We start from the raw sequence: 19,248 nt of genomic DNA, 5'->3' as shown, positions 1-19,248 counted from the left end.
ATCCACTCTTTGAACTGGAACAGTGATGGGCGCACCAAGGCTTGACGCAATCGACATCCGTATTCTCGACGCTATCCAAAGGGACGGACGGATCACCAAACTCGCCCTTGCCGAACGTGCTGGTATCTCTCCGACGCCGTGCTGGACAAGGCTTCGCCGGCTGGAAAAGGCGGGGATTATCACAGGCTACCATGCGCGCCTGTCTCTTCGTCTGGTTGTGCCGGTTGCCAGCATTCTGGTGGAAGTCACTCTTGCATCGCACAGGCAGACGGATTTCGAGCGGTTTGAGCGGGCGATCAAGCTTTTGCCTGAGGTGACCTCGTGCTGGTCGGTTGGCGGCGGCGTCGATTACATTCTGAAAATTGTCGCCCGGGACATCGATGCCTATCAGCGGCTGATTGATGATCTGTTACAGCGGGAGCTCGGTATCGACCGGTATTTTTCCTATATCATCACCAAGACGGTGAAAGAGGAAACGGCTTTGCCTGTGCATGACCTGATCCAGCTGGAAGGCTGACACTCCGGTCCATCTCTCCAAATCAGGGGGCTTAATCAGACAATCTCTCTCTGCGGGCGGCGCATTACAGTCACTCTCTCCTGACGGGATGGGCGAGCATCACTGGATATTCTCAGGGAGAGCCCGATGTCTGCCCATTTCGCACGACCCGAACGCCACGATGGACTTGACCGCCTGCAGGACCGCAGGACGTTGCGCGATCTTGCCTATATTGATGGCCATTGGAGCTCAGCCAAAGGCGGGCAGACATTCGAGGTGCGTGACCCGGCATCGGGAATGCCGGTGGCATGGGTCGCCGCTCTCGGTCCGCAGGAAACGTCTCTTGCCATCGATGCGGCGTCACGCGCGTTCCGTTCATGGCGCTCGTTGCTGCCGCAACAGCGTGCTGCCGTTTTGCGTAAATGGTGCAATCTTGTTCTGGCGGCAAAGGAAGATCTCGCGCTGATCATGACGCTCGAGCAAGGCAAGCCGCTGGATGAGTCGCGCGGAGAGATCGAATACGCCGCATCCTTCATCGAGTTCTACGCAGAAGAGGGGAAGCGGCTGAACGCGGAAGGCGTGACCAGCCACCTGCTCGGTGCGCAGATGATGGTCAGCCGTGAAGCGATTGGCGTTGTCGGCATCGTTACCCCGTGGAATTTCCCGTCTGCCATGCTGACCCGCAAGGCAGCTGCTGCTCTTGCGGCCGGTTGCACCGTTGTGGCGCATCCCTCATCCGAGACGCCGTTGTCAGCCCTTGCCCTGGCGGAACTGGCGGAGCGGGCCGGGGTGCCAGCCGGTGTTTTCAATATCATCACCGGTAAGGCAGCACCTATCGTCGAGGCGCTTTGTGCCGATCCGCGTGTGCGAGCCTTGAGTTTCACGGGCTCGACCGAGGTCGGACGTCTGATTGCAGCGCAGTGCGCACCGACAATGAAGAATCTCGTCATGGAACTGGGTGGACACGCGCCCCTGATTATCTTTGCCGATAGCGATATTGATCGCGCCGTGGAAATTGCGATCGGCGCAAAGTTTGCCACTTCCGGCCAGGACTGTCTGGCGGCCAATCGCATTTATGTGGAGCGGTCGGTGCATGACGTTTTTGTTGCTGCCTTTGCCCGGAAAATTGAGGCGTTGAAAGTGGCATCCGGTCTGACGCAAGGTGCGGAAATCGGCCCGTTGATGCATGAAAAGGCCGTGCAGAAGGTCGAAGAACAGGTGCAGGACGCGCTTGGTCGCGGTGCCAAGTGCCTTGCCGGCGGCAAGCGTCACGCAGCGGGACCTCTGTTTTTTCAGCCAACGCTGCTGACCAATGTTCCCGACACCGCGCTGATCATGCGCGAGGAAACATTCGGACCAGTGGCCGCTGTGACCGTGTTTGATGATGAGGATGAGGTCATCCGCCGTGCCAATGATACGGAATATGGTCTTGTGGCCTATGTCGTTACCCGCGACGGCCAGCGCATGCTGCGTCTGGGCCGGGCGCTCGAATACGGCATGGTTGCGATCAACCGGGTGAAAATCACCGGTGCACCCATCCCCTTTGGCGGCGTGAAGCAATCCGGTCTCGGACGGGAAGGATCGCGCCACGGCATCGAAGCCTTCACCGAACTCAAATATCTCTGCCTCGAAGCAAGCTGAGGCAAAAAAGCAGGAGCAATAGACATGTTGGACCGTTCGAACGAGCTGAACGCCTGGGACCGCGACCACTTTTTCCATCCCTCCACCCATATGGGCACCCATGCCCGCGGCGAAAGCTCGACGCGGGTGATAAAGGGCGGCGAAGGCGTACATATTTTTGACGTGAACGGCAGGAAAAGCCTTGATGCCTTTGCTGGGCTCTACTGCGTCAATGTCGGGTACGGGCGGCAGGAAATAGCCGACGCGATTGCGCAGCAGGCCAAAGAGCTCGCCTACTATCATGCCTATGTCGGCCATGGCACCGAAGTCTCTATCAAGCTGGCCAAGATGATCATCGACCGGGCGCCGGAAGGGATGAGCCGGGTTTATTTCGGTCTTTCCGGGTCCGATGCCAACGAAACCAACATCAAGCTGATCTGGTACTACAACAATGTGCTTGGACGGCCGGACAAGAAGAAGATCATTTCCCGCTGGCGCGGTTATCACGGCTCAGGCGTCATGACGGGAAGCCTGACGGGTCTCGACCTCTTCCACAATGCCTTCGACCTGCCCCGGGCACCGATCCTGCACACGGAAGCGCCGTATTATTTCCGCCGGGAAGACCGCTCGATGAGCGAAGAGCAGTTCTCCCAGCATTGTGCCGACAAACTGGAGGAAATGATCCTTGCGGAAGGGCCCGAGACCGTGGCGGCATTCATCGGCGAACCGATCCTTGGCACCGGCGGCATCGTGCCGCCGCCTGCCGGGTATTGGAAGAAAATACAGGCCGTTCTCAACACATATGATGTGCTTCTGGTCGCCGATGAGGTTGTGACGGGCTTTGGCCGTCTGGGCACCATGTTCGGTTCCGATCATTATGGCATCAAGCCTGATCTGATCACGATTGCCAAGGGCCTGACCTCGGCCTATGCGCCGCTCTCCGGCGTCATCGTCGGAGACAAGGTCTGGCAGGTTCTGGTGCAGGGCTCGGACAAACTCGGATCACTCGGTCATGGATGGACCTATTCGGCTCATCCGATCTGTGCTGCTGCCGGCGTTGCCAATCTGGAATTGATCGACACGCTGGATCTCGTGACCAATGCAGGAGAGACAGGAGCCTATTTCCGCAACGCACTTGCCGAAGCACTGGGACATCATCCCATCGTCGGTGAGGTGCGTGGTGACGGCATGCTGGCTGCGGTTGAATTCGTCAAAGACCGGGACGACAGGGTGTTCTTTGACGCATCGCAGAAGGTCGGCCCGCAAATTGCTGCAGCACTGGCGGAACGCGGTGTGATCGGGCGGGCCATGCCGCAGGGCGATATCCTCGGATTTGCCCCTCCATTGTGTCTGACGCGGGACGAGGCGGATATTGTCGTCAAAGCGGCCGTTGCGGCTGTCGATGCCGTTGCAAAAGCGCTCTGAGGTCCAGGATGATGGATACGGTTTCACGAACAATGTCAGCCGTGTTGCTGACCGGGCACGGCGATCTCGACAAGCTGGTGTACCGGACCGATGTGCCGGTGGTGCAACCGGCGGCAGGCGAGGTTCTGATCGAAATCTCCGCCTGCGGCATGAACAACACAGATGTGTGGGTGCGCCAGGGCGCTTATGGTATGGAGAATGATGCGAGCGCGGTTTCCAGCTGGCGGCGGCAGGACCCGACACTCACCTTTCCGCGCATCCAGGGCACGGATATTGTCGGCCATGTCGTAGCCGTAGGCGCAGGTGTTGCCGATAGTCGTATCGGCGAGCGCGTCATGGTGGATTTTTCCATCTATAACCGTGAAGACGACAGCCTTGCCGATATTGATTATATCGGTCATGGCCGCGATGGCGGCTACGCGGAATATGTCGCGGTGCCCGATGAAAATGCCCATGTGGTCAACACCGATCTGAGCGATATCGAACTGGCGACCTTCTGCTGTGCTTATCTGACCGGCGAACAGATGCTTGAACGAGCCGGATTGAAATCCGGTGAACGGGTTCTTGTCACGGGTGCTTCGGGCGGTGTTGGCTCGGGCATCGTTCAATTGGCGCGGGCGCGCGGTGCCATTCCCTATGCCGTGGTTGGCGCCGGCAAGGAGCAGGCGCTGCTCGATATCGGCGCCGAGGCAGTGATCACTCGCGGCGACAGTGATCTTGTCACTGCCGTGGGCCGCGTTCTCAACGGCAAGCCCATCGATGTGGTTGCCGATCTTGTCGGTGGCCCCCTGTTCAATGATCTTCTGCGCATCCTGCGGCCTGAAGGCCGCTATACGACGGCCGGTGCCATCGGCGGACCTGTGGTACAACTCGACCTTCGGACCATGTATCTGAAACAGCTGCAATTACACGGATCGTCCCAAGGCACACGCGGCGATTTCCGCCGCATCGTCCGCTATATCGAGGAAGGCAAGATCAAACCGCTTGTCGGTGGTGTATACCCGCTCTCCGAATTCCACCGCGCACAGAGTGATTTCATGGCGAAGGCATTTGTCGGTAAACTCGTCGTCGTACCCGATGCGAAATACGAGCTGGCTTGAGTAAGGGTAAAATGGCGTCGCCCAGCGTTACTCGGCTGGTTTGCCATGGCTGCTGCGCGCTCGATCTTTGCCGGCAGGCGCGTCACGGTGCACTGAACTCGATGACCGATCCAAGACACCGTCAGGGCTTCATCGGGTGCGGCCGCATTAGTTTGTCAAGCGACAGATTCCCGGCGCCGCCAACGACAAGGGCAAACATGCCGCCCGCAATGGCGAGGTCCTTTTCGAAATGCAGCAGCTCGTTCTGGTTGGCGAAATTGGTGTGGAATAGCAGCGCGGTCAGCAGGCAGAATATCCCCAGTGCCAAAGCGCCAAGGCGGGCGTAACAGCCAAAAGCGATGGAGATGCCAGCGCAGATCTGAAGGGCGATGGTGGCCAGGGCAAGCGGTGCGTTCACGCCGAGCTTTGCCATGACTGCAATTGTCCCATCCAGGTTTGCGGCCAGCGTAAAACCCTCGTGCAGAAATATCCAGGCCAGCAACAGCCGGCTGGACAGCATCAAAATATCGGCGAGATGCGTGCCTTTTTCCATCATGTTCACGACGTTTTCTCCCTTTGGGCTGGCGAAAAAGGCAGGCGGCGGTGAGCCGCCTGCCTTAGCGTTATTTGGTGCCGTTTGAGGCAATGAATTTTTGCAGGTCTTCAAGCTCTTCACAGCCATTCGGACAGAGCCGTGTCAGCGATGCCACCTGCTCGTTTGCCTTGTCCATTTTGCCGGTCTCGACATAGAGCTCGCCCAAATATTCACGGGCGGCCTTGTGATCAGGCTGGAGTTCCAAGGCTTTTGTATAATAGGTCAGGGATGTCTCGAAATCACCTGTCTTGCGCAGTGTGTAGCCGAGAAGGTTGTAGACGTCGGCCTGTGGGCTGTCTTCGGCCAGCCCACGCAGCTCCTCCAGCGCCCCGGCATAGTTCTTTGCTGCAATTTTTGCGCGCGCGGATGTCAGATCCGGAGCGCCTGCCGTCTCCATATTATCGACGGCGTAGGCCGGGGCGACAACGGTGCCGGGCATAAGGGTTGCAGCCGTGACAAGGCTCACAAAGCCGATGAATGCAGTCTTGATCATGATCCTATCTCCTTTGTGTTTCTAAGCTTGAACGGTGGCCGTGAAGCCATAAGCGTTGCCGTCCTTGATGAAGGTGCCCGAGCCGGGGAACGGAAAGTGTGAACCGCAGATCTGTATCTTGTCGGCGATCACACGATCGATGAGCTTGCGGCGGGTGGTAATGGCGGTCGGGCCATCCTGATCGTAGCTGCCTTGCCATTCCGGGTGGGGCGCAAGCAGGGCGGGCACGTACATCGTGTCGGCCGAGACAAGCAATTGCTCACTGCCGGAGGCGACAAGGAAAGCGGAGTGTCCGGGTGTATGACCGGGTGCCGCAATCAGGTGTATGCCGGGGGCGACTTCCGCGCCATCCTTGACCAGATGCCAGTTCTTCCATGTCGGGAAAACCTGGGCAATACGCTTGCCGGCCGGTTTGCGGCCCTCCGCCAGCTTGTCAACGCGTCCCGGTTCGGTCCACCAATTGTATTCGGTCTCGTTCACGACCAGTTCGGCATTTGGAAATACCGGGGCATTCGTCTCCTTCTCCATCAGCCCCCACACATGATCGGGGTGGAAGTGCGAGATGATGACGGTATCGATCTTTGTATGATCTATTCCGGCCGCCTGCATGTTTGCCGGCAGATGGGTGGCATTCGCCTGCCATTGGCCAACGCCGGAGCCCGCATCCATCATCACCAGCCGGTCACCGATTTTCAGCACGACGACAGTCAGCGGAATGGGCATGAATTCAGTGGTCAGGCCCGCCTTTGCCAAGGCCTGCTTGGTCTCGTCGACAGAAGCATTTTTGATGAATGCCGGGTCATGGGGTTTGCGCCAGATGCCGTCATAGACGGCCGTGATCTCGACAGATCCGACCTTGTATTTGTAGAAGCCCACGGACGGTTCGATTGGCGTTTCAGCCCATGCCGGCGGGATAAATTCGAGTTGCCTGGAAAGCCCGAAGGCCGCCGCAGCGGCCGCGGACCCGAGAACGGCGCGACGTGTAATGTCGAACATTGGAATTCTCCTTCAATGGAAAGCTCTAGCCAAACGGAGAACATGGTTCGATCAGTACCTCCGCTGATGAAATAGATTGAGATCAGCAGGGGTTTATTCGCATTGGCCGTAGGTTTTTATGTAAGGCATTGAAAATGTTGGAGCAATTCTGACGAACAGGAGCTGCGCAAGGCACCGTAAAACGGTGTAAGATGAGCATTCTGCGCCAGCGGCGAAATAATGTGCGGGTTTCGGGAATATTCTGACGTTGCGTTCGATCTAGGTAACAAACGGCTTGTGGAATTTCGGAGAGGATTCAAGCGCGGCGACCGTGCCGCTTGGGAACACCATGACACAAATGCACCCGGCAACCATATCCATGCTTGTTCCAAATTCCACCCATGCGGCGCTTGCCTGGCGGTTGCGGGTGGCGGGTATGCGCGCATTTCTGGCAAATGTGCTGTCGCGGCGCACCCCAGGCGGACAAGGCGGCGGATTGCCGGGCCTCATTGTGCATATGGCAGGGCTGGCGGGTCATGGCGTCGCCTCGGAAAGGGTGCGCCCCGCGGCCGATACTGCAGCGCGATTTAACCGGCTGATCATTCCGCATTTGGACGCCGCTTACAATTTTGCCCGTTTTCTGAGCCGTGACGGAGACGCCGCGCAGGATATTGTTCAGGATGCCTTCCTGCGCGCCTATCGCAGCTTTGACGGGTATCGCGGCGGTGACGCGCGATCCTGGGTCTTTGCCATTGTCAGGAACTGCTACCATGTCTGGCTGCAGGAAAATCGCCGCAAGTCTCGCTTTGAAATGACTCTGACGGACAATAGTGACGGCGCGTCACCCTCTATCGGCGAGAACATCGCCTCCGAAGAGGATACGCCCGAGACCGCTTTGATCCGCAAGACGGAATCCGAACATGTCCGTGTGGTCATATATTCGCTCCCCGATGCGTTGCGTGAAATATTGGTGTTGCGCGAACTCGAACAGCTTTCGTATCAGCAGATTGCTGACATCACAGAACTGCCCATCGGGACGGTCATGTCACGGCTCGCCCGTGCCCGGCAGGAATTCGCCAAGGCTTGGCACGGTGAAGCCAGCAACGAGGCGGCAGCATCATGAGCGAGACCAAACCGGAAAAATGCTCCGACTGGGCTGTCATGCTGCACGGCTTCATTGATGGCGAGCTCGACTCAATGCACGCGCTGCAATTTGAAGAGCATCTTGCCACCTGTGCAAATTGTACGGCGGAGCTGGAGAAGTTCACGGAACTGAAAAACATCATTGGTCAGGGCGGTGTCCGGTGGCAGATGCCCGAGCGTGTTCGCGAGCGGATCGTGTCAGCACTTTCACATGAGATCGACGGCGCGTCATCAAGCTCCCCCGCATCGGCATATCGCCCTGGCACGTGGCGGACAGCCGCGGATTTCATCAGGCGCTGGAGTTTTGTTCCGTCATTTGCGGCATTGGCTGCAAGTATTTTTCTTGTATTGTCGGTGCCACCCCAGACCGCTGTACTCCAGGATGAGATTCTTGCCAGCCATGTGCGATCCCTGCTCGTCGACCACCTGACCGATGTGCAGACATCCGATCAACATACGGTCAAACCCTGGTTCAACGGCAAGATCGATTATTCTCCCCCGGTCATCGACCTCTCAGCGCAGGGTTTTCCCCTTGTCGGCGGCCGCGTGGACTATATCAATGGCAGGGTGGTGGCGGTTCTGGTGTACCGCCGGCACGGTCACGTCATCAATGTGTTCGTCTGGCCGGCATCTCCCATTGCAGCGGCAAGCAGGACACGCGAGGGCTATAATTTTGCCGAATGGTCCAGTGGCGGCCTGACATTCTGGGCGGTGTCGGATGTCAGCGTTGCTGATCTTGCGGCCTTCCGCGCGGATTTTGTCGCGGCCGCCGAGAAATAGCAGATCAGAGGAACAGATATTCGGATGACGGGCCGCAGCGGCTCGTCCTTATGCTCATGTTCGTCAGGCCGTTTGCACGAGATTGGCCATCAGTCTGAACGCGCCTGGCACCAGCTTGTCGAGCTGATGATGCAGGACAAGGCCGGTGTGGGTGTGCCTGCCCTTGCCGATGCGGGCCGAAATCAGCCCGCCGTTCAGCGGCTGTTCGTTGGCGTCATGCATGGACAATAGCGGCTCATAGGCATTGTCAAAATCCGATGCGAAATAAAGCCCGCGTTCCTTGTCCCATCCGTCCCAATCGGCTGGCCCAATGATGTTGGGGCCTGTCAGCAGGGGGTGCCGGGGTGACAATATCGTGACCGGGGAATGGGGGTCGGTCACGCGCCAGCGCAGTGACGGTGATCCGATTTTCAGATAGCGCGGCGGCGTGACGCTGGAAATCCAGCCGTCACTGGGACGATGGTACAGCGTGACGAGATGGCCGCCGTTTTCAACAAAATTGTGAATGCGCGATGTCGCTGCGCTCAGGTCTTTCCGCAGGCCGAATGTGAAAATGCCCACGACAATGGTGGTAAAACACGAGAGGTCGCCGCCAAGGGCCTCCGCGTCGAGTTCCGTGACATCCAGCCCCATGCGCTGAAGCCACAGAGCGACCTTGTCGGCTCCGCCGCCGACGTAACCGATCTTGGCGCCTTCCGGCAGCTTCAAGTCCAGCGTCAACACCCGTAGCCGTTCAGGGGCGATGAATACCGAGCGTCCGGTGTGCGGGTAGGAAATGGATGTGGTGCGCATGGCCGGGTGCCCGGATATCTCCGGCGTGATCTGGGTGATCCCGGCGGGCGGCGTCTCCGGAGCAGACAGCAGCCATTTGCCGTCCTGCGGCTTGATTGTCCAGCCGGGCGGCGCGTCAAAGCGCAAAGCAACCGCGGGATCCATCCCGTCGACCCCGATCTGCCAGCAGCGCGTCTGGTCACCGCGTTTGGCGATGATGGCCTCGGGCAGGAGTGTCAGGGAATGCCTGGGCACGATGCTCAATGGCTCTTCAAGATCGAACGTGCCTTGAACCTGCCGGTTGCCAATTCTGGCGGTAACATTGGCGAAAGCCACGCCGTTTCCACCGAGGCTGGACCAGGTGCGTCCATATGGGTTTGTCAGCGCTGCCGCCGCAGACGCTTCGATGTCGAAGGAGCGGGACCTAGCGGCGTCCTGCGATCGCGTAACAGTTACGCCGGATGGCAGCATGATCGATATATCGCCGGGGAGCGGGACGGACGGATTGTCCATGTGCACCGTAATGTGGCCGGTGCTTCCGGGTGACAGGTGCTGCGGTTCTGTAACCGCCCGCACGTCTATCCCGGCCGTCTCAAGCAATGCCGCGTCAATTTCCCGGCGCTTGCGATCCAGCCGATGTCCGTGCCGTGCCACGAAATCCGGTGAGGCCAGCGTTTCGACACCGTCGATATGGCTGGCAGCATCCAGGAGAAACGCGGTGATGCGGTCGCGGTCTGGAAAGGCCTGGATGGCTGCATTGAGGGCGTCGTGGACCGATGCGAGCGCTTGGCTCACGGAATGATCTGCAGTGTTGGCAAGCTCTGCAAATGTCGCCGGAATGTCTTCGAGAATGGAACGCTCGGATCGGCTTCCCCTCGGACCATACAGCAGATGCAGCGGCCACGCCGATCGCGGCATATCGCGCCAGACCCCCATGCCCTGGGAGGCATGATAGGCGCGTGACCATTCGCCGATATGATCGTAAGCGGCTCCTGTTGCCGCTTCGGTACCCGAGGCGTCGATGGCAATCGTTGCATCCGGCGGGGGAATCTCGTCATCATAGGTGTCGCCGCCGCCCGGCCAGGCGGGAAGGTAGTACTTGGCCACGCGCCACGGCGTCAGGCCCTCGGCAAAATGTTCGGGATAGGCCTCGGCATCCGCTGCGAGGGCAATGGCCGCTTCGGCAGCGCGGGTCATGGCGCGGTGATGACCATGCTGTCCGGGAACATCCAGAAATGTTGGAATGACGATATCCGGCCGCTCCTGCCGATAGGCGCGCACCAGGCGCTCGACGATGCGCTTTTCGTCCCATCGGGCAAATGTCGCATCGCCGTCCTTGGAAAAACCGAAATCATGCACCGGGTCTTCCGGCCCGTGTCCGAGCCAATGGACATCCGCATCGAGCTGCCGGGCCGCCTCCTCCAATTCACGCGATCGCAGCACGCCGAGCGCCCCCAGCCGCTCCGGCCCGAGCGCATTCTGCCCGCCTTCACCGCGGGTCGAGCAGGCGATCACAACCCGCATTCCCAGGCCGAAGCGGAACATGGCCAAGAGACCGTTTTGCTCGTCATCGGGATGAGCGCCGGTGTTCATGACAGTCAAGGTCGATGTCAATCGGGACAGCGCATGGTGCAGCCGGACGAGGGCCGGCCGGGACTTTTGTCGTTCGATCCGCTCATGGGACGTCAGCACGGTATCCTCCTGCCGCTTATAACGTGTTGTGGGCTATGTCTGTTGGCGATGTATCGAGTTTGGGGGTCACGACTTCGAAGAGCGGCAGCGCGGCCGCGCCAAGTGCGGCGGTCAATTGACCCGTCTGGCCGCGCTGGACGCGCGGGAGGGAGCGCGCACGGCGGCTCGCTACGGACACCGGCAAATGATGCATGGCGGAAATGATGTCATCGATGATTGCATCCGGCATGGCTCCGCCCAGCATCACTGTTTCCGGATCAAGAATATTTTCCAGCATCGAAACCATCGGGCTCAAATAGTCAGCGGCCTCGCCAATCCACGCTCTGAGAACGGGATGGTTGGCGGTATGAAGGGCTTCAAGGTCGGAAAATTCGCTGGCGGCGATGCCTGCCTCGCGCAGCTTTTCCTTCAGGGCATGCAGCGAGGCGTAGAGTTCGAGGCAGCCGCTCTGGCCGCACGGGCATTGCTTTCCGCGCGGTGCGACCACGATGTGTCCGATTTCACCGGCATTGCCGAAAGCACCGCGGAACGGTGTTCCCTCGTGGATGACGCCAAGGCCGATACCGGCTCCGAAGTAAATCATGCAGAAATCAGAAATTGTCTGGCCGGCACCGAACAGCCGCTCGCCTACCACGGCCGCAGTAGCGTCGTTTTCAACGATGACCAGTTCGCCGCTCGCCTCGGATAGAACTTTTGCAGTGTCAATCGTTCCCCAACCGGGAAGGGTGGTTGGGCCAACGGACGTCATGCCATCGATCTCAAACGGTCCGGGCATCACCACGCCGATACCAAGCAGCTTCGATTTGAAGAGGCTCCGAATCTTGTCCACCTCGCCGACAAAGCGGGGAATGAAATGTTCGGGCGTGGTGTTTTTGACGGGAACGATTTCCTTGGAACGCACTTGGCCCGCAAGGTCCAAAACAACGATCACCATGTGATCCGCGGCAATCTCGATGCCGATGGTAATGGCCCCTTCGGGATTGACTGCGAACTGTATGGGAGGCTGGCCGCGACCGGACCGCAGGCGTCCGACTTCCATCAGCAGGTTGTCGCTGACCAGTTCGTCGACGATATTGGCCACCGCCTGGGCGGTCAGCTGGGTGAGCTTGGCGATGTGCATGCGTCCCAGCGAGCCATGAATGCGCACGACATCCAGCACAACGCGCCGGTTGTGATGCCGGCTGCGCTCGGGATTTTTGCCGATGGCAATCTGATGCGTACCGCTCATCTGTCGGGTCATATCGCAAACCTTCGATTCCAGTCTTTTACCGATACCTCCAAGAGGCGTTCTGACGCAATACAATAATTCAAGTAAAGTATGTTATTGACAAATCATCGCTGACGGTGAAGCTTATAAGTAAGCCGCGACAACGTTCGCGGTTGCTGCAGCAGAAACATTGCCATGCGGTGGGATGAGGTCATGGGCATCGCCGATGCCTGGGGAACAAGGAAGCTCTGCATCCGATGATGGATATGGCAGGGCACAGGAGGTTTATATGCGTAAAGGAATTCTATTGGCCGGTCTGCTTGCCGGATTCGCCACGTTTGCCGCAAGCACGGCGCAGGCGGTCGAGATCGAATATTGGCAGTATGTGTACGAAACCCGCGTCAAGGCAATGGATCAGCTGATTGCCAATTTCGAGAAGGCCAATCCCGGCATCACCGTCAAGCAGACGACCTTCCCCTATGCCGATTACCAGACACGCATCGTTGCAGCCAATATGGGCGGCAAGGGTCCGGATGTCATGCAGCTGTTTTACGGATGGCTCGACAAGTTCGTTGCAGGCAAGCTGCTGCAGCCGCTGCCGGTCGACACGTTTCCGCACGACAAGATTGAAAGCGACTTCTTCCCCATCGTGACAGCGATGAAGAGGGGCAATGATTATTATGGCCTGCCGACGGCTGTCCGCTCGCTGGCGCTGTTCTACAACAAGAAATTGCTGAAAGAAGCGGGCATTGAAAATCCGCCGAAGACGCTGGACGATTTTGTTGCAGCGGGCGTTGCGACAACCAAGCGCGATGCAGCCGGAAACCTTGTCGTCGCCGGCACCACGCTGGATATGGCAGGGCAAGATCACCAGTGGTGGCGTGAAATTCTCATCCGGCAATATGGCGGCGAACCCTATTCGGCCGACAATACCAAGGTCACATACAACAGTGACGCCGGCATCAAGGCCCTGAAGTTCTACACCAGCCTGCAGACGGAGAAGAAGATCGGCCAGGTCGGCTTCATGGACGAAGGCCAGGCGGCGTTTCGCGCTGGTATGGCGGCCATGACCATCGACGGGACTTTCCGTCTCGGCTCCTTCAAGACGATCAACACCTTCGAATGGGGTGTCACCGAGCTGCCCGCCAATGCGGAAGGCGTGCGGTCCAACTATGCGAGCTATTTCGCCAACGGTATTGGCGCACGCGTCAGCGGGGAAAAACTGGAAGCGTCGAAGAAGTTCCTGGCCTATATCTCGTCACCGGAAGCCATGGACATCTGGCTGAAGACAGTGGGCGAATTGCCCGCGCGCCGTTCCGCCGCCCTGACGGAAGCCAATCTTGCCGATCCGATCTTTGGCCCGTTCCTCAAGGGTCTTGAATATGCGCATACCACGCAATTCGTCGACGAGGCCGCGCAGCGCCAGACGGCCATGGACATGACCAACCGTGTTCTTCTGGAAGGACAGTCGCCGGAAGCCTCGATTGCCCAGGCGGCAACCGCCGAACAGGCAATCATCGATTCTGCCAAGAAGTAAGGGCACCGTCCAATGGTCTCCACACCTGTCAATACGGAAGGGGCGGTCGCAAGCCGCCCCACCGGGCCCGTGTGGGACCGGCTGTCCATGAAAACCAAGCGGCTGATCTGGGTTTGGTCGTTTCTCGCCCTGCCCATCCTGTTCTACAGCGTCATCCGTTTCTATCCGACCCTGCAAGCCTTCTGGCTGTCGCTGACGGATTGGGATTTGATGCGGCCGCCGGTGTTCATCGGTCTGGGCAATTACGAGCGGTTGTTCACCGATCCGCAGTTCTGGAAAGTCTTCCGCAATACTTTCACCTATCTGTTGATCGGCACACCGATCAGCCTGCTCCTTGCATTCACCATAGCTTACTATCTCGATCGCGTGCGGTTCATGCACGCCTTCATCCGGGCGCTGTATTTCCTGCCGTTTCTGACCACGGCAGCCGCCATGGCCTGGGTATGGCGATGGTTTTATCAGCCGGCACCGATCGGCGTCATCAATGATGTCCTCGGGCTTTTCGGCTTGCCGCAGCAGCCGTTCATCCGATCGGTCAGTCAGGCATTGCCATCTATCATGGTGACGTCGATTTGGGCTGGTCTTGGCTTCCAGATCATTATCTTCATGGCTGGTCTGCGTGCCATTCCCGGTACCTACTATGAAGCCGCCCGCATCGATGGCCTCGGCGAGTGGGCCATCCTGCGCCGCATCACCTTGCCGTTGCTCAAACCAACGACCGTCTTTCTGGTGGTTTTTTCCTCCATCGGCTTCCTGCGGATTTTTGACCAGGTCTACAACATGACCACCAACGATCCCGGCGGTCCCTTGGGCTCGACGAAACCCCTGGTGCTGATGATCTTCCAGACAGCGTTTTCATCCTACCAGATGGGTTATGCGGCGGCACAGACGGTTGTCTTGTTTTCCATCCTGCTGGTGGTGTCATTGCTCCAGCTGCGCGTCTTGAGGGATAAATGATATGACGAGTGCTACGCTCCCGAAGCCGGCAGGATTGTACCGCGCCAACATAAAACCCACGCAGATCATTGTCTGGACGCTTCTTCTGATCGGCGGTCTGATCATGATCACGCCGCTGCTGTTCATGTTCTCCACCTCGCTGAAGACGGCAGGCCAGGTCTACGATCTGCGCATCATTCCCGCAGCGCCGACATTGGAGAACTATGCCAAGGTGCTGCTGGACGGCCGCTTCATGCGCTGGTTTCTCAATTCCAGTATTGTCGCCGTCACGGTGACGCTTTCCAACGTTTTCTTCGATAGCCTTGTCGGCTACACGCTGGCCAAGTTCGAATTCCGCGGCCGCTACCTGATCTTCCTCGCCATCCTGTCGACCCTGATGATACCGACCGAGATGCTGGTTATTCCGTGGTACCTGATGTCAAGCCAGCTCGGTTGGCTGGATAGCTATTGGGGCATCATGTTCCCGGGCATGATGACGGCTTTCGGGACTTTCTTGATGAAGCAGTTCTTCGACACCATCCCCAACGACTTTCTGGAAGCTGCGCGGATCGATGGCCTGAACGAGTTCCAGATCTGGTGGAAGGTGGCGATGCCGCTGGTTACGCCGGCGCTGTCTGCACTTGCCATTTTCACCTTCCTTGGCAATTGGACGGCGTTCTTCTGGCCGCTGATCGTGACCACGAGCAAGGAACTCTACACACTTCCCGTCGGCCTCTCGAGCTTTGCCGTCGAACAGTCGATTCAGTGGGAGCTGATCATGACGGGTGCGGCCATCGCCACGCTGCCGACGCTCATCGTTTTCCTGGTGCTGCAGCGCTACATCGTGCGCGGCGTGATGCTGGCCGGACTGAAAGGATAATCGCCATGACGTTGAATGATCCGCGTCTCTCGGACAAAAGTATCTTTCCCGATCCGGTCTACAAGGAAGCGGTGCTGCGCCCCCTGTTTGACGGCGCCAAGTCGCATCATGTCGATGGCTTCCGCCGCATCGACCGCGCCCATCTGGTGATGCTGGTGGAAACGGGTATCGTCGAGCGTAATCAGGCCGCCAAGATCGGGGCAGCGCTCGAAGCCATTGACCGCGACATCGATCCGGCCTCGCTCGTCTATACGGGCGAAGTGGAAGACTTCTTCTTTCTGATCGAGAAGGAACTGAAACACCGGGTTGGCGCCGATATTGCAGGACGTCTCCACACGGCCCGCTCGCGCAATGATATCGATCATACGCTTTTCAAGCTTGGGTTGAAGACGCGCATCGATGCACTGATGGGCAAGGCGTGCCATCTGCTTGATACCCTGATCGATGCCGCCGAGCGCGAGAAGGCAACGCTGATCGTTGCCTATACCCATGGCCAGCCGGCCCAGCCGACGACCTTCGGTCATTACCTGTCTGCCGTCATCGAAGTTTTGATACGCGACATGAACCGTTTCGAGGAAGCGCGGCAGATCGTCGATCTCAGCCCCATGGGTGCCGCAGCGATCACCACCTCCGGATTTGCAATCGATCGCGCCCGCGTGGCGGAGCTTCTCGGTTTTTCCGCTCCCTTGCGCAATTCCTACAGCTGCATCGCCGCGGTCGACTATATCACCTCCACCTACAGTGCCATCGAATTGCTGTTCCTGCACCTTGGCCGGCTGATCCAGGATTTCCAGTTCTGGACGAGCTTTGAAGTGGGGCAGGTCTATGTCCCGAATGCGCTGGTGCAAATCTCGTCGATCATGCCGCAGAAGCGCAATCCGGTGCCCATCGAGCACATGCGGCTGCTGGCAAGCCAGACATTCGGCCGGGCGCGGACCGTGCTTGACGTCATGCACAACACACCGTTCACTGACATGAATGACAGCGAGGGCGAAACCCAGTCGATGGGCTATGAGGCCTTTGTTTCCGCAGGGCGCGTTCTTGATCTCATGGGGTCCTTCGTGTCGGCGATCCGTATCGATTCAGAACGTGTCGCCGGCAATATCCGCCGCTCCTGCATTACCATCACCGAACTTGCCGATTCACTGGTGCGTCGCGAAGGCCTGTCGTTCAGGGAAGCACATGAAATCGCCGCCACGGTCGCCAAGGCAGTCGTTGCCAAACAAGGCGGTCTGCCCACCGACGGTTTCGAGCCGTTTCTGGCGGCCTTCGAACATGCGACCGGACGCAAGCCGTCAGTTGATCGCGATCAGTTCGCGGAAATCGTATCGCCGGACTATTTTGTCCGTGTCCGCAGCCGGTTCGGCGGTCCTGCCGCCGAACCCATGGCCGAGGCGTTATCGTCCTATCGCGACAGGGCTTCGACGTTCGCGAAATTGGCGACCGATCACGCAGCCAGCGAGAGCCGGGCGGCCCATGAACTCGACTGTAATTTCAAAGCATTGGTAGGAGCTGCCTGATGGCGACAATTGAACTTCAGGGCCTGGTCAAGCGCTATGGCAAGACCGATGTGGTCCACGGCATCGACCTTGAGATCGCCGATGGCGAATTCGTTGTCTTCGTCGGTCCGTCCGGCTGCGGCAAATCAACGACGCTGCGGATGATTGCGGGCCTCGAGGATATTTCCGGAGGTACGCTGCGTATCGGTGGTGACGTGGTCAATGAGCGGGAACCCAAGCAACGCAACATTGCGATGGTGTTCCAGAACTATGCCATTTATCCGCACCTGACCGTCCGGCAGAATATCGGCTTTGGTCTTTATACCTCGAAAATGTCGAGGGAAGACAAGGACAAGCGCATCGATGAGACCGCCGAAATGCTTGGACTGACCGCCTTGCTCGAACGGCGTCCCTCGGCATTGTCCGGCGGCCAGCGCCAGCGCGTCGCCATCGGCCGTGCAATGGTGCGCAATCCCTCCGCCTTCCTGTTCGACGAGCCGTTGTCCAATCTTGACGCGCAATTGCGGGCGCAAATGCGCATCGAGGTCAAACGTCTGCATCAGCGGCTGGGCACGACCATCGTCTATGTCACCCACGATCAGGTGGAAGCCATGACCATGGCCGACCGGATCGTGGTCATGCGCGACGGCCATATCCTGCAGACCGGAACGCCGATGGAAATCTACGAAAACCCGCTGGACGTGTTTACCGCAAAGTTTATCGGCAGCCCCTCAATGAACCTCATTCCCGGCCGCCGGATGGATACGGGCGTCATTGTGGAAGCCGGTGGCACCATGCTGATCGGTATTCGCCCGCACGATCTGGTGATCGGGGCAGCAGCGCCGGGCAGTTTCAAACTGGAAGGTGTTGTGTCGGCGGTCGAGCCGCTTGGATCCGAAACGCTGGTGCATTTCGATGTCGCAGGACAATCGGTCATTGCAACAGCACCGGGCAAACTGATTCCGACGACAGGAAGCATGGTCACTGCTTATGCCGCGCCTACGGCACTATACCTCTTCGATGCAAAAACCGAGAAGTCGCTGGGCCGTTTATGAAATCCAATTCAGCCGAAATGAATGCCGTTCTGAGTATCGGCAGGATTTACTGTGACCTGATTTTTACCGGGCTTGAGACAATGCCGGTGCTCGGGCGTGAAGTCTTTGCCAGCAACATGGCCATCACCGGCGGCGGCGGCGCGTTCATCGTCGCGGCCTATCTGGCCCATACGGGCAGGACCACGGCGCTTCTTGCCCGGCTTGGTACGGACTCCCTGTCCGTAGGACTGCTGCATCAACTCGGGACAAGTGGCATTGATCTGCGCTTTCTTGAGCAGGCACCGGATGCAGGTCCCCAGGTCTCCGTTGCGATCAATCACAGTCATGAGCGGGCGTTCCTGTCGCGGCGGGCCGGGTCTGCGCGGCCGGCGGCGTTGCTGCCGGCTCTCGCCTGGGAGAAGGCGACACATCTTCATATCGCTGAATATGCCACTCTCGTTGAGATCCCTGATCTGGTCCGGAATGCGAAGGCGCATGGTTTGACGGTTTCTCTCGATCCCAGCTGGGATGAAACCCTGATTTTTGATCCTGCCTTTATCGGAAACTGCGCGGATGTGGACATCTTCCTGCCGAATGAGGAAGAGGCGACGGCGATCACCGGCCTGTCCGACCCGGTTGAAAGCCTGCGCAAGCTCGCTGAAGACTTTCCGATCGTTGTCGTCAAATCCGGCGCACGCGGCGCACATCTGATGGTGGATGGCCGTTATTTCTACAGCGTCGCTCCGAGCGTCGCGGTTGTTGACACGACCGGTGCAGGCGATGCATTCGATGCCGGGTTCATCAATGCCTGGCTCAACAGGCTGGATCCGCAGTCCTGCCTCGATGCCGGGGTTGCTCTGGGAAGTTTGGCTGTCCAGGCTGCCGGCGGCGCTACAGCACTTGGGCAGGTAATGGATGTGGCTGGCATCGCATCATAATTGCTGGCTTTCCAAGCCCGCATTTCGGGAAATGCCTTGGCCCATCGGATCTCAAGAGAAATGGCCGTCTGGCTTTCGATTTATCTAATCGGGGGTGTAAGCAGTAGCCCGAATGGGGAGGGCGCTACTCAAAAGGGCTACTTGTCCT

At 58.7% G+C, this 19,248-nt stretch carries 17 protein-coding genes; 12 read left to right on the top strand and 5 right to left on the bottom strand.

Annotation, left to right across the window (positions count from 1 at the left end; translation table 11 throughout):
* The first annotated feature begins 25 nt into the window (after positions 1 to 25).
* The 4 genes from ACZ5FP_RS21925 (at position 26) to ACZ5FP_RS21910 (ending at position 4,641) form a co-directional block, all read left to right on the top strand.
* On the top strand, positions 26 to 517 hold the full coding sequence (locus tag ACZ5FP_RS21925; RefSeq protein WP_464664212.1) for an Lrp/AsnC family transcriptional regulator: 492 nt from the start codon (positions 26 to 28) through the stop codon (positions 515 to 517).
* Between the two features lie 126 nt (positions 518 to 643).
* On the top strand, positions 644 to 2,137 hold the full coding sequence (locus ACZ5FP_RS21920) for an NAD-dependent succinate-semialdehyde dehydrogenase (RefSeq protein WP_464664211.1): 1,494 nt from the start codon (positions 644 to 646) through the stop codon (positions 2,135 to 2,137).
* A 24-nt stretch (positions 2,138 to 2,161) separates the two neighbouring features.
* On the top strand, positions 2,162 to 3,541 hold the full coding sequence (locus ACZ5FP_RS21915; protein WP_464664210.1) for an aminotransferase: 1,380 nt from the start codon (positions 2,162 to 2,164) through the stop codon (positions 3,539 to 3,541).
* A 32-nt stretch (positions 3,542 to 3,573) separates the two neighbouring features.
* A complete protein-coding gene (locus ACZ5FP_RS21910) occupies positions 3,574 to 4,641 on the top strand; it encodes an alcohol dehydrogenase family protein (protein ID WP_464664208.1) in 1,068 nt (355 codons plus the stop codon).
* Between the two features lie 121 nt (positions 4,642 to 4,762).
* Here the strand turns inward: ACZ5FP_RS21910 and ACZ5FP_RS21905 are convergent, their stop codons facing one another.
* The 3 genes from ACZ5FP_RS21905 to ACZ5FP_RS21895 form a co-directional block, all read right to left on the bottom strand.
* Positions 4,763 to 5,176: a DoxX family protein gene (locus ACZ5FP_RS21905; RefSeq protein ID WP_464664469.1), complete on the bottom strand. Its 414-nt coding sequence runs from the start codon at positions 5,174 to 5,176 to the stop codon at positions 4,763 to 4,765.
* Between the two features lie 67 nt (positions 5,177 to 5,243).
* Positions 5,244 to 5,654, bottom strand: a complete 411-nt coding sequence (locus ACZ5FP_RS21900) for a tetratricopeptide repeat protein (RefSeq protein WP_425350487.1) — start codon at positions 5,652 to 5,654, stop codon at positions 5,244 to 5,246.
* Positions 5,655 to 5,729: 75 nt separating this feature from the next.
* Positions 5,730 to 6,704, bottom strand: coding sequence for an MBL fold metallo-hydrolase (locus tag ACZ5FP_RS21895; RefSeq protein ID WP_464664206.1), 975 nt, complete (start codon positions 6,702 to 6,704; stop codon positions 5,730 to 5,732).
* Between the two features lie 415 nt (positions 6,705 to 7,119).
* Here ACZ5FP_RS21895 and ACZ5FP_RS21890 point away from each other — a divergent pair, with 415 nt between their 5' ends.
* Complete coding sequence (locus ACZ5FP_RS21890; RefSeq protein ID WP_464664468.1) at positions 7,120 to 7,806, top strand: sigma-70 family RNA polymerase sigma factor; 687 nt, start codon at positions 7,120 to 7,122, stop codon at positions 7,804 to 7,806.
* Complete coding sequence (locus tag ACZ5FP_RS21885; RefSeq protein ID WP_464664204.1) at positions 7,803 to 8,606, top strand: anti-sigma factor family protein; 804 nt, start codon at positions 7,803 to 7,805, stop codon at positions 8,604 to 8,606. Before ACZ5FP_RS21890 ends, ACZ5FP_RS21885 begins: the two co-directional genes overlap by 4 nt.
* Positions 8,607 to 8,669: 63 nt before the next feature.
* On the opposite strand, the gene ACZ5FP_RS21880 is transcribed toward ACZ5FP_RS21885, so the two are convergent.
* Both ACZ5FP_RS21880 and ACZ5FP_RS21875 read right to left on the bottom strand, forming a co-directional pair.
* Positions 8,670 to 11,069: a PIG-L family deacetylase gene (locus tag ACZ5FP_RS21880; protein WP_464664202.1), complete on the bottom strand. Its 2,400-nt coding sequence runs from the start codon at positions 11,067 to 11,069 to the stop codon at positions 8,670 to 8,672.
* Between the two features lie 16 nt (positions 11,070 to 11,085).
* Complete coding sequence (locus tag ACZ5FP_RS21875) at positions 11,086 to 12,309, bottom strand: ROK family protein (RefSeq protein WP_464664201.1); 1,224 nt, start codon at positions 12,307 to 12,309, stop codon at positions 11,086 to 11,088.
* Between the two features lie 256 nt (positions 12,310 to 12,565).
* On the opposite strand from ACZ5FP_RS21875, the gene ACZ5FP_RS21870 reads away from it, so the two are divergent.
* Genes ACZ5FP_RS21870 through ACZ5FP_RS21845 form a run of 6 tightly spaced genes read left to right on the top strand, consistent with a single transcriptional unit; the run spans position 12,566 to position 19,100 of the window.
* Positions 12,566 to 13,813, top strand: coding sequence for an extracellular solute-binding protein (locus tag ACZ5FP_RS21870; protein ID WP_464664199.1), 1,248 nt, complete (start codon positions 12,566 to 12,568; stop codon positions 13,811 to 13,813).
* Between the two features lie 12 nt (positions 13,814 to 13,825).
* The gene (locus ACZ5FP_RS21865) at positions 13,826 to 14,770 is read left to right on the top strand and encodes a carbohydrate ABC transporter permease (RefSeq protein WP_223615318.1); all 945 of its coding nucleotides are present in this window, start codon (positions 13,826 to 13,828) and stop codon (positions 14,768 to 14,770) included.
* A gap of 1 nt (position 14,771) precedes the next feature.
* The gene (locus ACZ5FP_RS21860) at positions 14,772 to 15,629 is read left to right on the top strand and encodes a carbohydrate ABC transporter permease (protein ID WP_403184319.1); all 858 of its coding nucleotides are present in this window, start codon (positions 14,772 to 14,774) and stop codon (positions 15,627 to 15,629) included.
* Between the two features lie 5 nt (positions 15,630 to 15,634).
* The gene (argH, locus tag ACZ5FP_RS21855) at positions 15,635 to 17,149 is read left to right on the top strand and encodes an argininosuccinate lyase (protein WP_464664197.1); all 1,515 of its coding nucleotides are present in this window, start codon (positions 15,635 to 15,637) and stop codon (positions 17,147 to 17,149) included.
* On the top strand, positions 17,149 to 18,183 hold the full coding sequence (locus ACZ5FP_RS21850; protein ID WP_464664195.1) for an ABC transporter ATP-binding protein: 1,035 nt from the start codon (positions 17,149 to 17,151) through the stop codon (positions 18,181 to 18,183). Before argH ends, ACZ5FP_RS21850 begins: the two co-directional genes overlap by 1 nt.
* On the top strand, positions 18,180 to 19,100 hold the full coding sequence (locus tag ACZ5FP_RS21845) for a carbohydrate kinase family protein (RefSeq protein WP_464664193.1): 921 nt from the start codon (positions 18,180 to 18,182) through the stop codon (positions 19,098 to 19,100). The genes ACZ5FP_RS21850 and ACZ5FP_RS21845 overlap by 4 nt, the downstream gene beginning before the upstream one ends.
* The last annotated feature ends 148 nt before the right edge of the window (positions 19,101 to 19,248 follow it).

The sequence above is a fragment of the Phyllobacterium sp. T2-21 genome, from assembly GCF_055378485.1.
This window is presented reverse-complemented; position numbering and strand designations above follow the sequence as displayed.

Excerpts from the sequence above, each read along its gene's own strand:
- ACZ5FP_RS21890 (WP_464664468.1), top strand. The coding sequence starts at position 7,120 with ATGCGCGCATTTCTGGCAAATGTGCTGTCGCGGCGCACCCCAGGCGGA.
- ACZ5FP_RS21860 (WP_403184319.1), top strand. The coding sequence starts at position 14,772 with ATGACGAGTGCTACGCTCCCGAAGCCGGCAGGATTGTACCGCGCCAAC.
- ACZ5FP_RS21845 (WP_464664193.1), top strand. The coding sequence starts at position 18,180 with ATGAAATCCAATTCAGCCGAAATGAATGCCGTTCTGAGTATCGGCAGG.
- ACZ5FP_RS21885 (WP_464664204.1), top strand. The coding sequence starts at position 7,803 with ATGAGCGAGACCAAACCGGAAAAATGCTCCGACTGGGCTGTCATGCTG.
- ACZ5FP_RS21915 (WP_464664210.1), top strand. The coding sequence starts at position 2,162 with ATGTTGGACCGTTCGAACGAGCTGAACGCCTGGGACCGCGACCACTTT.
- ACZ5FP_RS21865 (WP_223615318.1), top strand. The coding sequence starts at position 13,826 with ATGGTCTCCACACCTGTCAATACGGAAGGGGCGGTCGCAAGCCGCCCC.
- ACZ5FP_RS21875 (WP_464664201.1), bottom strand. The coding sequence starts at position 12,309 with ATGACCCGACAGATGAGCGGTACGCATCAGATTGCCATCGGCAAAAAT.
- ACZ5FP_RS21895 (WP_464664206.1), bottom strand. The coding sequence starts at position 6,704 with ATGTTCGACATTACACGTCGCGCCGTTCTCGGGTCCGCGGCCGCTGCG.
- ACZ5FP_RS21925 (WP_464664212.1), top strand. The coding sequence starts at position 26 with ATGGGCGCACCAAGGCTTGACGCAATCGACATCCGTATTCTCGACGCT.
- ACZ5FP_RS21870 (WP_464664199.1), top strand. The coding sequence starts at position 12,566 with ATGCGTAAAGGAATTCTATTGGCCGGTCTGCTTGCCGGATTCGCCACG.
- ACZ5FP_RS21900 (WP_425350487.1), bottom strand. The coding sequence starts at position 5,654 with ATGCCCGGCACCGTTGTCGCCCCGGCCTACGCCGTCGATAATATGGAG.
- argH (WP_464664197.1), top strand. The coding sequence starts at position 15,635 with ATGACGTTGAATGATCCGCGTCTCTCGGACAAAAGTATCTTTCCCGAT.
- ACZ5FP_RS21850 (WP_464664195.1), top strand. The coding sequence starts at position 17,149 with ATGGCGACAATTGAACTTCAGGGCCTGGTCAAGCGCTATGGCAAGACC.
- ACZ5FP_RS21905 (WP_464664469.1), bottom strand. The coding sequence starts at position 5,176 with ATGATGGAAAAAGGCACGCATCTCGCCGATATTTTGATGCTGTCCAGC.
- ACZ5FP_RS21920 (WP_464664211.1), top strand. The coding sequence starts at position 644 with ATGTCTGCCCATTTCGCACGACCCGAACGCCACGATGGACTTGACCGC.
- ACZ5FP_RS21910 (WP_464664208.1), top strand. The coding sequence starts at position 3,574 with ATGTCAGCCGTGTTGCTGACCGGGCACGGCGATCTCGACAAGCTGGTG.